This is a genomic window from Tengunoibacter tsumagoiensis, assembly GCF_003967535.1.
Classification (GTDB): domain Bacteria; phylum Chloroflexota; class Ktedonobacteria; order Ktedonobacterales; family Ktedonobacteraceae; genus Tengunoibacter; species Tengunoibacter tsumagoiensis.
In genome coordinates this window covers 4,070,065-4,083,550 of the sequence record NZ_BIFR01000001.1, presented here as the reverse complement: position 1 = coordinate 4,083,550, position 13,486 = coordinate 4,070,065, and the positions used below count along the sequence as shown (strand labels likewise).

At 51.2% G+C, this 13,486-nt stretch carries 8 protein-coding genes; all 8 read right to left on the bottom strand.

The features are described from left to right. Positions 1–3: 3 nt before the first annotated feature. Positions 4–2,901 (bottom strand): glutamine amidotransferase, encoded by a 2,898-nt coding sequence (locus EL628_RS16045; RefSeq protein WP_126580934.1) that lies wholly within the window; start codon positions 2,899–2,901, stop codon positions 4–6. After that, positions 2,888–4,954 carry a vWA domain-containing protein gene (locus EL628_RS16040; protein ID WP_126580933.1) on the bottom strand — a complete coding sequence of 689 codons (2,067 nt, stop codon included), beginning with the start codon at positions 4,952–4,954 and terminating at the stop codon, positions 2,888–2,890. The genes EL628_RS16045 and EL628_RS16040 overlap by 14 nt, the downstream gene beginning before the upstream one ends. Positions 4,955–4,969: 15 nt before the next feature. Next, positions 4,970–5,866 carry a DUF58 domain-containing protein gene (locus EL628_RS16035; protein ID WP_126580932.1) on the bottom strand — a complete coding sequence of 299 codons (897 nt, stop codon included), beginning with the start codon at positions 5,864–5,866 and terminating at the stop codon, positions 4,970–4,972. Between the two features lie 12 nt (positions 5,867–5,878). Continuing rightward, complete coding sequence (locus tag EL628_RS16030) at positions 5,879–7,000, bottom strand: AAA family ATPase (protein ID WP_218028931.1); 1,122 nt, start codon at positions 6,998–7,000, stop codon at positions 5,879–5,881. 6 nt (positions 7,001–7,006) lie between these two features. Continuing rightward, on the bottom strand, positions 7,007–8,686 hold the full coding sequence (locus EL628_RS16025; RefSeq protein WP_126580931.1) for a DUF8809 domain-containing protein: 1,680 nt from the start codon (positions 8,684–8,686) through the stop codon (positions 7,007–7,009). Between the two features lie 101 nt (positions 8,687–8,787). Beyond that, the gene (locus EL628_RS16020; protein ID WP_126580930.1) at positions 8,788–9,645 is read right to left on the bottom strand and encodes an ABC transporter permease; all 858 of its coding nucleotides are present in this window, start codon (positions 9,643–9,645) and stop codon (positions 8,788–8,790) included. Further along, complete coding sequence (locus EL628_RS16015; protein ID WP_218028930.1) at positions 9,642–10,625, bottom strand: ABC transporter ATP-binding protein; 984 nt, start codon at positions 10,623–10,625, stop codon at positions 9,642–9,644. Before EL628_RS16015 ends, EL628_RS16020 begins: the two co-directional genes overlap by 4 nt. A gap of 17 nt (positions 10,626–10,642) precedes the next feature. After that, entirely contained in the window at positions 10,643–13,375 is a 2,733-nt protein-coding gene (locus tag EL628_RS16010) for a DUF8815 domain-containing protein (RefSeq protein WP_126580929.1), read from the bottom strand. Positions 13,376–13,486: the final 111 nt, after the last annotated feature.

Here is a 13,486-nt window from a genome sequence, read left to right as displayed (position 1 = left end):
GGGCTAACCTTCTTTCTGTCCGCGTCGGCGTTTGGCTTCAACCAGTCTACTGGTAGTCGAGCTCGTTGGGACTGGCTTCGGTGCTGGCTGAGGGGCTGCCTCAGGCGCTGGTGCTGCCTTAGCGGATGTTGTTGTCTGTGTTGGTTCGGCTGCTTTCTGAGGAACGATTTTGGGCGTAGTGAGCGTCTGTTTATTGCTGGACGCGCGTCTATCGCGTTGTTCGCGTCTGGCTCGTAGCGACCCAAGAGAAGAGAGCGAAGCTTCGGCTGTGCTTGTTGTGCCCTCAACAGAGGCCAGTGCCAGCGCACTTGCGGGTCGGAGATGTGCCAGAAGCCATTTGTAGCCGTTGGTCAGGAAGTCCAATCCAGCCAGGCGGCGTACAGCGATATCGAATGGGAGCAGAAGAGCTGCCAGGATAAGCAAGAGCCAGGTGAGAGGCACAGAAGCCGTTGCAGCGCTCAACTTCTGATTAAAGACGTCTGCTGCCGCATTGCCCGCGAGCACCGTGCCACCGCCAGCGTTAGCAAGAAGCTTCAAGAAGCGTAGATCTGTCCCCTGAGTATGAAACTCAGGAGAGTAGGGCACAACCAGCCCCGTAGCTGCTGTGAGCGTACTGGTTCCATTTTGATTATTGGCATTCGTGCCCTGCCATGTCACTTGAAGTAGATAGGCCCCCACCTGTGAAGCAGGAAAGCTTCCTTCCCAGCGCTCTGGAGCAGTCGCTTCAAGCGTAATGGTCTGTTGTGAAAGATCTGGTGCGATAATATGAGCCTGTACCTGTTGTTGCCCACTGGTAGGGCTGCCAGTAGGAAGGTCGACCGTAAGTTGAGCCGTCGCATTCGCCACTGTCCCATTGATAGTAAGTGCTCCATTATCAGCTGATGGGAGCGACCAGGTGGTCACATTTGCCCACCAGCGGGCGGCATTGTTCCAGGAAATCCAATCTTTGGTCCATAGTCCCAGAGCATCGCTGGTCCAGGCCGCCACATGTCCCAGTCCATATTGCCAGACGGCCAGAACAGGGTCATCAAGATGGCTGACCAGCACTATCTGAGCAGCAGGTTTAGGAGTAGTGGCGATATAGCCATCAAGAGAAGGAATGCCGTCGATACCAGTCAGGATGGAATGGTTCCCTACGATGGCGGGCTGAAATCTTTCATTGATAACTGAGCGTTTTGCTGCTCGCTCCGTCTCCTGGAGCAAGAGCTGTGGGATAATGGCAGCATTCTCTGCATGGTAGAAGCGCCCTTTACCCCACTCTGCGATCTGTTGCATAGTAGCGATCTCATTGGGCGAATTTGCATTGGTAGCAACCGTCGAAACCGTAATCTGCTCATTCGCCATTTTTGTAATCTGTTGTGAGTAGGAATCGAAGGCATCGCCATCGCCCAGCAGAATGACATGCTTAATTTTGGCATTTGTATGCAAGAGAACCTGTTCAGCATTGATGAAGTCGGGCATATAGCTTGGTGGATCGTCGGGGTTCATATCATCAATGCCCTTATCGATACTTTTCTTATCAGTAACGGGCTGCATCTTAATGCTGAGTGTCCCATAGCCGGAAGAGATGCCAACCTGATCGTTGGGGGTGAGAAGATTGACAACCTCTTTGGCGGCCTCTTTGGAGATATTAATCTGCGTCTGTTCCTCCAGGCTCTCAACGATCAGGACAACAGCGATACTGGGAGTCTCCTTATGCTGAGGAATATCCATCCGCACAGGGAGAGTCTGTTCCAGAGGCGTATTGGCATAGCCGCCAATGCCATAACTATTCTCGCCGCCGCTCACCACAAGTCCATGTCCAAGATCTCGGACAAAGGTCTGGAGCAGTTGCATACGGGTATTGCCCAGTGCTACAGCGGGCACATCTGCTAGAATAACGCTATCATATGGAACAAGGCCATCTAATGTGACCGGTACATCGCTGGGCGTCCCAACCGTTACATTGATATTGGTCGCTTTGAGCGCGGAAACGATATTCTGCCCACTACCAGGTGCTCCCTCAATGACCAGCACGCGGGGCGCACCCTGAACATTGACAAAAGCAGAAGCCTCATTGTTCTGTAAAATGGCATCATTGGGCGCTTCCAGCGTCACGCGATAGGTATGAAAGCCAGCCGAGGGGGCAGGAAGGCTGAGAGTCAGCTCTTGCGAACCAGAGATCAGATTAATGCTCTGCTGTCCAATTTGAGTGGTATCCAGATAGAGGCGAAGGGTTCCCTGTTGAGCCACACTACTGAACAGCTTGATATGCATCGCAAAGTGTTCGTTGGTATGCATCTGGGCTGGAGCTGTGAGCCCATCGATGCGTGCATCCTGCCCATTACTTGAAGGGAGTGGCACGATATCCAGGCGGATTCCTTCTTGCTGGAGAATTTGAGCCTCTTGTAGAGCATCTCCTAGATTTTGCTGACCATCTGTCAACAAAACGATGTGGCGCTGACTATCTGGTGGCAGAATCGCCGCTGCCAATCGCAGGCCAGCGGCCAGATCGGTATAATTGGTATCGGGCGTCGATTCAAAATGGGCAAAATCTATCTGATCAGATTTGACCGATTGTTCAACGAGAGCATTGCGGCCCGTAGCCACAATCCCTATACTATCATCCGTATGTTTATGCTGGAGTGCTGAGCTAATCCATTGCTCAATGAACGAACGCTGGGTACTGGTGCTGGAAGAGATGTCCCCAACAAAGACTGTTGCCTGGTGATTGGTAGGTTGAGCCCAGGCTGCGCCAGCCAGCGCAAAGATGAGAAACGCAAAGAGCAGGCAGCGGCTGATGAGAATCAACAGTCGCTGACGTTTCCCATAGGGCAGAGCCATCTTTTTCCATGTCAGATAGACCAGAAGGCCAATCGGAATGACAAGGAGCAAGATAAGTGGTTGCTCAAACGTGAACATTACGTTCCCCTTTCGCTGGTCGATGCAGTCTTCCTTTCAAGCGTTTACGTAATTTTCGTGTCCGCCTTTGGGCCTCTTCAGAGCGTATCCGCCATTGCTTCTGAAACTGAGCGAGAAGTTTGTGGACTTGTGTTGGGCGCTCCAGACCAGCTAACTGTCTGGTTGCTCCTGTTTTACCATTTTTGGTAGAGGCTGTCTGGGCGTAGGTGCGACTGAAGAGCCACCATTCAAAGCAGAGAATGAGTAAGAGGAGGGCTGCAATCCAGGGCCAGATCTCGCGCAACTGATGCGTAATAGGGTTGCTGTCAGTCGTCATGGTGGTGCTATGTTGAATAGGGAGAGCATGTGCAGGTGCCAGACGCGATTGTACAGCATTAAACAGATTTACCGTGAAAGCTCCAGTAAGCTGATGACCATGGACCTGTTGAGTAACGGTATAGATACCCATGGCATTCGTTTTTTCATAGGGATCGACCGGAAACGGCGGTCCCACTTTCGTCGTTTGATGATCAGGATTCGTAATCGTGACCTGATCAGCGCCAGGCCAGGTCTGCATGGTTACCGTTTGACCAGAGCTAATCTGTCCATCCCCGCTGACAGGCGGAGGGAGAAACCAGTTGATGAGATTATGGATCAGGATAGGAAAGGCGGGTTGGAGCGCGATATCAGATTCGTGAAGATCAAAGCCAAGGGCTGCAATACGGCGATTGTCGTTTTCACCAGCCACTAAGACGGGCGTCTCCTGAGCCACCACAATGGACTGAGCCCAGACCGATGGTTGGAGCAGATGGCTGGAGCGAACATGCGTTGTGCTCAGATCCACATCTGCCAGGAGTTTGAGCGTATCATTGCCTGGATTAAGATGGGTGATACCAGTTGTATCGCCCGCTTTTCCGAAGAGATAATCGCCCTTTGGAGGGCCAACAACGAAGATATTGCCATTGGGGAGCGTAGGTGGAACGAAGCCATCAAAGACCGTGAGATCATAGCTCATCGTGCTGGAATATTTATCGGGCGTGATCTGAAACAGATCTACATTGGGTTGAAGGCGCAGGGCAGCCTGAAGATAACTATTCTCTTTCGTCACCAGTAAGACCTTACCACGGAGCGAGCTACCAACGATTGCCCAGGCTTCGTGATCAACCATAAAAGCATCCTGTGAGACCAGACGAGCGTGGAGAAAGCGGGTTGTAGCCGGGATATCGTTCCACTGAATCGAGCTACTGGCCCCAGGCGCAAGCGTAATTGTTTTGACGCCAAGTAACTTGCTACTCTGATCAGTATTGCCGTAGAGCTCAACAGGTATTGAGCGTTGCTGATGGCTATAATTGGCCACCTGCGCGAGAGCGACAAGCTTGCCTTGTAACGTGCGAGCGGAGAGGGCCTGGAACGCGACATTGGGAGCATCTGTTCCCACAGTGATATAGCGGACGGGAATAGGTGAACTAATTGTCTGATTTCCCGTATTGACATGGCCATCCCCGATCACCAGGATCTGGCTTCCACTCTGGCCTAAGGTCATCGAGCCAGCCAGAGAGATTGCCTGTTCCAGATCGGCATCCTGATTGGTCACTCTGGCCTGTTGGAGTGCAGCAAGGAGTTGGCCACGATCCTGGAGTTGAGCGGCGAGAATATGTGGTGTGTGGGCCATCGTCACCAGTGAGATATGGTCGCCAGGTCCAATCGCATCAATGAGATTCGTGACACTGCGTTTCGCATCCTCAAAGCGATTTGGGGCAACATCGGTGGCCTGCATACTGGCAGACGCTTGTAAGATAATAATCGTATTGCCGCTGATGGGACTGGGGCTGAAGATAGCGGGTCGCGTTAAGACCAGTACAATAAAGACCGCCGCCAGCAACTGGAGAAGAAGCAGAGGCGTAATGCGCAAACGCTGCCAGGGCCGGCTGGCCTGGAGATCTTGCATGGCCTGTTGCCAGAGAAGCGTGCTTCCAATCACCCGTTCCTGGCGTTTGGGACGCATAAAATAGAACAAGAGGATGATAGGAATGATCGCACTAAACGCGAGTGCAGCAGGAACAAGCAAGTTCATCGTCTGATCCTTCCCTCATCTCACTAATTCAATCTGTCGTAAGAGCCGTTGGACAACATCAATAATTGCGGTATCGCTCGAGATCAAGGTATAACTGCCCATATGATCGTGAGCAAAGCCTGCAATCTCCTGCGTGAACGCTGCCAGCCTCTCACGATAGGCCTGGACGACGGCTGGTGATGAACTTACCTCCACCGAGCGTCCTCCTTCACTATCGCGGAGCCGCCAGTCGCCTTGCAGATCGGGTTCGATCTCATCGGGCGAGAGAATTTGCAGGAGTGCAACCTCCTGGCGCAGTTGCCGCACTGCTCGAACGCCAGTCTGATACCCCCCTGGGGCTAAGAAATCAGAGATGACAATGGTTAGCCCGGGAGCAGTTACTGCTCGTCCAATATCGTAGAGTGCGCGATTCAGATCAGTACTGCCTGAGCGCGGCAACTGATTGAGAAACTCGCCCAATTGCCAGAGAGAATTGCTTCCGCTGGCAGCTCGCCGGTAAGAGACCAGATGATCGGTCAGTGCACCAACAATCACCGTATCCTCGCATTTTAATGCGATATAGGCCAGGGCTGCGGCCAGAGAAAGGGCCAGTTCAGCCTTTTGTGGAGCACCATGATACATTGAATCCGAACAGTCAATCAGAATGGTGACCGTAATATTCTCTTCAGCTTCAAAAACGCGTAGGAAGAGGCGTTCAAGTCGAGCATACGCTCGCCAATCGATCCGGCGAAAATCATCGCCGGGCGAATAACGACGGAAGTCTGAGAACTCTAGCGATGAGCCCGCCTGCGGTGAGCGACGGCGTCCAGGTCGGCCAGTAGCCATTGGGCGGCGTGTGATCAACGCAATATTATCGAGCCGTTGCAAAGTCTGAGCATCGAGAGGAAAAGGCTTTCTCGTGCTATCCTGCATAAGAGAGCCTTTCTACTTCTCGCCAGAGAGATCAGCAATAATCGTCTCAATCAACTGTTCCGGCGTCAAGCCATCGGCCAGACCATCAAAATTTAGCATTAAGCGATGGCGCAGGGCCGGGTAAGCAACCGCATTGATATCCTCGCGAGAGACATTGTAGCGTCCCTCCAACAGAGCTCGAACTTTGGCCGTCATAATCAGAGCTTGCAGGCCGCGAGGACTTGCCCCATAGCGCACATAGCGCCGTACTTTTTCGGGCGCATCTTCATGATCAGGATGAGTCGCCAGGAGCATTCGGACCGCATATTCTTTGAGCGTTGTTGCGACAGGGACAGCACGAGCGATTGTGATCAGATGGCTAAGCTGTTCACCCGTAGCCACCGTTTTGGCGCGTGGAGAACTTGTTCCCAGCGTTGTATCAATAATGCGTAAGAGATCCTCCGCCTTTGGGAAATTGACAATGATTTTGAGCAGGAAGCGGTCAAGTTGTGCTTCTGGTAGTGGGTAAGTTCCTTCCATCTCGAGAGGATTCTGCGTTGCTAGCACAAAGAATGGCTGAGGCAGATTGCGCGTGCGATCCCCAACGCTGACTGTGCGCTCTTGCATGCCTTCCAGGAGCGCCGACTGGGTTTTGGGTGTGGCGCGATTGATCTCGTCAGCAAGCACAATATTTGCAAAAATTGGTCCTGGTTGGAAGCTAAAGACGCGTGTAGAGCCGCTTGTACCATCGGCCTGCTCCGTCACAATGGTCGTACCTACAATATCGGCTGGCATGAGATCTGGTGTGAACTGGATGCGCGAGAACTTCAAAGAGAGGGCATCCGAAAGCGTGCGAATCAGCAATGTTTTACCAAGACCAGGCACGCCCTCTAACAGCACATGGCCGCCAGCCAGGAGTGCCAGGAGCAGTTCACGGATCACTCGTTCCTGACCAACGACAATTCGTGTTAGTTCCTGCTCTAATTGCTGACTTATCTCCATAAATTCAGCAATTGACTTCTCATCGGGTTCGCTCGTAGTTGGCGATGAGAGCTCTTCGACATCTTGAGTAGGTGGCGTTTGATCAAGCTCTGATGGTTCATCAGAAGTAGTATAAGGGTTTGATTCAAATGATCTTTTGTCGCTACTTGCCATGAGTATTTATTGCCCTTCTAATGTATTAAAGTAATCATGCACAAGGTCTTTGAGATTGGGGGCAACATTGCTATTATCGATGGCGTCATGAGCACTCTGATCATACTGGGAGATGACCTGTGAGTAGGGGACTTGCCCGTCGCCCTGGATACCAGTATTGTTATTATCGGTGCTCTGCTGACTGTTGCCCTGTCCAGTCTGACCCTGAACATAAACTGGTTCGTTTTTATCTGGTTGACCATTCGTATTTTGATTTCCCCCAGGACCGTTGCCATTGCCACTGCCTCCACTTCCCTGCCCCTGCCCCTGACCCTGACCTTGCCCCTGGCCTTGACCCTGGCCCTGACCCTGACCCTGACCCTGACCTTGACCCTGCCCCTGGCCTTGACCCTGACCCTGACCTTGGCCCTGGCCCTGACCTTGGCCCTGACCCTGGCCCTGACCTTGACCCGGGTTCTGGCCCTGGCCCTGATTCTGGCCGGGTGTGGTAGCTGTTGTCGCCGAAGGATCAGTAGCAGAAGCTAGATTATTCGCATTATTCTGAAGGCCTTGCTCTGCCTTTGCGATAGCGTTATCCTTGGCCGTAGTTGAGCCAGTCTGATTGGTGGCAGAAGTTACAGCGGCTGAGGCATCTGCAATCTCACTAGAATTACCATCGGCAACTGCTTTAGCTAGCTGATGTAGGGCTGAACTGAGATCAGAATTCTGGTTTGACTGGTTAGCTGCTTTTTCGATTTCTTGTGCGAGCTGGCTCCGTTGATCGCTGGACATCGAACTGGCCTGATTGGCCAGATTCTGGAGAGCCTGCGCTAAGGCATTATTATCATTCTTTGCAGCCGCATCTCCCGCTGCTTTTGCATTGGCATTGCTGCTATTTTGCAGTGTATTCGCGGCATTCTGTAAGGCCTGTGATTTAGCTGCCGCCTGAGGATCGCGGAGTTGATCGAGCTTGGCCTGTGCATCTGAAAGCGCTTGCTGAGCCTCAGTGGCATTTTTAGCATCCTGAAGCTTTGCCTCAAGATCCTTCAGGATCTGATCCGCCTGTTTTTTGTCAGCAGAAGAGAGCTCTTTCTGTTGCGTAATTGCCTGACGAGATTTCTCGATAGAACTAATCTGCTTGGCGACCTGGGCATGAAAGAGAGCTTGCTGTTTTAAGACTGCATCCATTGGATTAGGAAGCAGCAGCAAGAGCACCAGTGCAACCGCCAGCGCACCCAGCCAGAGAGAGGTCGAGCGCCGTAAACGCAAGGGCAGCGTTGTATTTGGGCGATGCTCTCCCAGGTGTTGCAGCGCGTCCTGTCTCTGGAGACGGGACAGGGTAGATGATTGCTCGCGTAACTCCCAGGCTGTTCCGATGCGATCATGGAGATGCAGATGGCGGTCAATCTGTGCTGCAGTTGAGCCTAGAGATGGGCGATACCAGACCGCAATCGCCAGGGCTCCAAAAAAACTGAGCAGGCCGACCGCTCCAGCCCAATAGCGTGCCGAGGCCCAGGGAAAGAGGTATGAGAGGAGCAAGATAGCCCCAGCACCGATCAGACCCACTAACAGACCACGGGCGCTCCAGCGCACTATTTGTCGAATGGTGAAGCGCCAGCGCCAGGGGCGCAGGGCTATGGTCAGGCGCTCGCCTGTCAGCGGCTCCTGATGAACCGTTGCCAGTCGAGACTGTAATGAAGTCGCCATACGAACCCCTTTCCTTTCTGATAGGCGGGTTACTCAAGGATGATCTGGAGCAAATCAGCATTATCCAGCAACCTGCCTACACTTGTTATTGTTATTGTATATTACGCTATCGTCGTAGCAGGTGTTTCCGACTTCCTGACGGAGCCTGTACGAATACGTAGATGGCCATTTGGCTTTACAAAGAAGATGCTTAACGCCAGAAAGATGCCTGTGATTAGCAGGCTGATAAGACTATAGAATAGCCAGGGCACCATAGAGAATTGCCCGAATGAATAGCTGGGAATGGAATTGTAGGTTGAGGTGAGGGCGAATGCCGGGTTCCAGATCAACCAGATGGACGAAGATGAACCATTCGAAGCGAGGCGAAACAAAACAGCTAACAGAGCAGGTGCAAGGAGCCAGAATAATGTCAACATATAGACAATTGCAGTCGAGAGTGCAGGACGTGGAAAGATAATTGAGCAGAGCAATCCCAATGTACCTGAGAGAAGAGCACTCACCACAATGACCAGGAATGCGTAGAAGATCTGTACAGGTGCAACACCGCCGAAGAAAAAGACCAGGCTAAAGACTGGAATAGAGGCAGCCACCAGGATAAAGGTGTTTGTGAGCCCGGCCAGGAGCTTACCGATCACTAAATCTCTGGATTTCAGCCGTGAGCAGAGCAAGAGATCAAAGGTCTGGCGTTCTTTCTCACCATTGATAGTATTGGCCGTAAAGGCCGGTGTTACAAAAAGCACAAGCAGTAATTGCAGGAAGATAAGGATAGTGTAGAGGACATATCCTACACTATTATAAGTATTGCCTGTATTGTAAGTTGATGGGTTTGATTGGCTGCTGAGGAGTGTGAGCCAGCCAATCAAACCCATCAGCAGGATATACACAATCATAACCCAGATGGTCCGTTCGCGGCGCAGTCGTAAGCGTAATTCTTTTGTGAGTAGGGCAAAGAACGTCATCCCTGCTGTCCTCCTTCTGTAATCTGCATAAAAATCTCTTCCAGCCGACCACCCCCTGAGCGGGGAGCAAAGGAGACAACAGGAATATTTTCAGCCATGAGCGCGCTCAGCATCTGATACAGGACCTGATCATCGCCCTGAAAGTCGGCCTGGATCACCTGATCTTCAATCTGAGTCTGTGTCACCTCGGGGCGAGCCTTAAGCACATCAAGGGCTTGAGGGAGCGACGACGGATCGAGCAAGCGAATTTCAACCTGGCGTCCACCATTAATCTGACTGGTGATCGTATCAACACTCCCAGAGAGGACGAGCTTCCCATTTTTTACAATTGCGATATCTGTGCACATTTCAGCTAATTCAAGCAGGATGTGGGAGCTAATAATAATCGTCTTGCCCATTCCTTGAAGAGTACGCACCAGCTCACGGAGCTCAACGCGGGCGCGTGGATCGAGTCCAGAGGCTGGCTCATCGAGCAAGAGAACCTCGGGGTCATGAACCAGAGCGCGAGCAAGACAGAGGCGCTGCTTCATACCGCGTGAAAGATTCTCCACCATCGCATCTCGTTTGGAGGTCAACTCGACCAATTCCAGGAGATCTGAGATCAGCCCGGCCTGCTTTTGACGTGGAATGCCATGAATTCCGGCATAGAACTCCAGATATTCAGCGGACGTGAGATCGGGATACACGCCAAAGAAATCCGGCATATAGCCCACCTGTCGTTGAATTGTGGCAGGTGAGCGGCTGACCTCTTCGTTATTAAACCAGACCTGGCCGCTACTGGGAGCTAACAGAGCGGCCAGGATGCGGATGAGCGTTGTTTTGCCTGCGCCATTGGGTCCAATCAGTCCAAAGATCTTCCCTCGTGGGATCTCCAGACTAAGGTCATCCAGCGCATTCACATTGCGATATCGTTTGGAGACATGCTGAATACGAATCAGCGTCTCACTTGCTACAGGCGTTAGAACAGTGCTATCTGCCATATACTGGAAATCTCCCTCTATTGAGCAAAGGTCGCATCGAGCTGGACCGTTGGTTGGCTAAAAATGGTCGTACCCAGGGCTGTTTGCTGATTGGCCATCTGCAAAAGAATACGCCCATCGGGACTTATATATGTCTGAGCATCAGAGACAGACAGCGTAAATTGTGCATCAAATTTCACCGCATCCCACTTGCCTGATTGCCAATTATAGAGCGATGTCTGTAAATGAGTTATATCGCTGATGGTACCAGCCTGACCTGGCTGATACGATTTAGCGGAATTGGCAGCATTTGCTTGTGAGGAGAGAGTAAGCGTTGCCGACTGAATGTGAGCCGTAGTAGGGAGTGTATACTCAAAGGTTAAACCTCCAGTGGACAGGGCATAGAGGCCGCCTCCAATAGACTGAATAGAGGTATTGCCCGTTGATTGATCGTTCTGGAAATCGACAACCTGGCCAGGAATAGCGCTACCAGGAATACTGGCAGTAGCGCCGTACTGAAGATCGAGCGGAGCCTGAAGGAACGTCTCCTGAGCGCCCGAAGGCTGGATCCCATTGATGGTCAGATTATTATTCGGGTCTGCTGCTGGATCTGTCCAGCCAATGAGTGTTGCCGGTGCGTTGCTGAGCAGCAAAGGATCTTGTGTGATTCCATAATTTGCGTTCGAGTTGATAATAATTTTGCCCAGGCCATTGGTCACGACACCCCGTCCATAGGGGCAGCCACCGAAACAGTTGGCATTGCTTGAATTGAGTGCTTGTAAGAGTTCTACATGGCGATGGACATCGTCTGAAGGCGTAGTTGGATTATAGGGATTAAAGTATTGATTGGGAATATTGAGGCTATTTGCAATCTGGTCGGCGAGACTTTGCGTCTGCCCATTGGTGATCAGACTATTTGTTAATGGAAGATTGACTGTTTTGCTTTCACCAACATTGAGATGTCCAAGCGAAACAAAGTCATTTCCAATCAGGAGATACGCATCTGAGATGGCGTATGGCAAGGTATTGCTGACTGTACCCTTAATGGTTTTGTCCTGAAGTGTAAGTTTTGAACGGATGCCGCCGCTCACGTGGCGATCATTCTGTGCCTGAAGTGTACGAATGCTCCAGATCTCCAGCCCCTGTAACGTAACATCGGTTGCAGTGCCACTACTTGTGAAGGTTGTGGGGGCATTGCCTGATGATGAAAAGGGAGGAGGACCATAGAAATTATTGTTCATCGTCTGAATCGTGCCAGCCGTAGGAAGATGGACATGGAAATCGCCCTGACTGGGGACGTAGACTCCAAAATAGGTATTGATATGTTCTAAACTGCCAGTTGCATCGGGCCGACTTAACTGGATCATCGAGACGCGACTGCTAATAACAGACGTTCCCTTTTGTTGGAGTGCGAGTCCATAACTGAGCCCCGTAAAAACGACAATTGTGCTGAGAACGATGCGCCAGCTCCACGAGCGCTTCTTAAAACGGCGAACGATAAAAAGTCGTATAGGACCAAGGATCAATACATAGCCAAGCAGAAGAAGCAGGATGAGCCAGGGAGAGGGGGTCGCATTGGGTACGAATGATCGTACCAGAGCGTCCATCATATTGCTGGCCGTCAGACCTGAATTCACATTGGTATAATTGCCATTATTGGTCGAGTTTTGAAAGATGCGGTTGGCCAATGATCGTGTCAGGAGCGTCTGCCAGAGCGTCGTGGTATTCTGCCAGCCAAACAAGGGGGCAATAGCAGGATCAAAAGCCAGATAAGTAATGGTCCCCTGCCCAAAGGTTGATTGAGCGATCAGGGGTACCTTGCCAGATGAGAGAAGAACAGAGCTTCCACTGACAGGCGAACCAATGCTGATATTAATGGGATCTGATAGGGTATCATTGGTTGGCTGAGAGCTGGACTGGCTGCCGGGGCCACCGATAGGCAAGAGATGCGTCTGAGCTGCCAGAGTATCGGTGCCAGTAATTGTGACGGGAAGAAGATTGGCAGGGAGGGTACTAAGCGTACGATGCCATTCTGGTCCTCCAGCCACGACAAGCGAACCACCCTGATTGACCCATTGCTGAATCGTCAGTAGTTGATCCTGACTGAGCGAACTGGTCGTAAAATTGTCCAGCACTAATAGATCAAAATTGTTCAATGACTGAGGGTTCGTGGGAATAAGGTCAGCGTTTAATGGCTCAGTATTCACCGTAATGCCACTATTGATGGGAGCAGCCTGTGAAAGTGCTCCAAAGCCATTTTTGAGATCACTCAAAACGCCAATCGAGATGATATTTGAGCTTAAGGCATTGAGCTGTGTACTGGAAGAAGTAACCTGTTGTCCATTTGCATTGATGAGCACAACATTTAAAGTACGTATACCAGTGCTATTAAGAGACAGAGGAAGATAGAGCGTAATTTTTTTGTGGGTTCCCGCAGGCAGATTGATATTTTCCTGATACGTTGATGGAGAGTTAAATGAGCCATTCTGGCTGCCAGAAGCAGTTTTGAGAGCGATCTGGCCCGTAAAATCAGAGCCATCGTTGTGCAACGTCACACGAATGGGAATCCAGTTCTGATCCTGAAATTTTCCATTGAAGCCGACATCTACTGTATCAATGGACGGGCCGCCAGTGAGCGCCTGTGTGCTAAAAGCAGATGAGGTACCAGTAAACAGAAAAAAGGTACAGAGAAATACCAGTCCGAGGCTAAGACAGAGCTGTGGCAGTAGTCTATGGTGAGATCGCTTTGTTCGCTTCTTTGTATAGAGCATGCAGTGAGCCTCTCTTAAAAAAATTCAATTGTTAGTTGTGTGGAGGATTCCCTACTGTCCTAAAAATGGAAAATATATTTCTGGTAGAGTCAATAACAGGAAGGAAGCCTC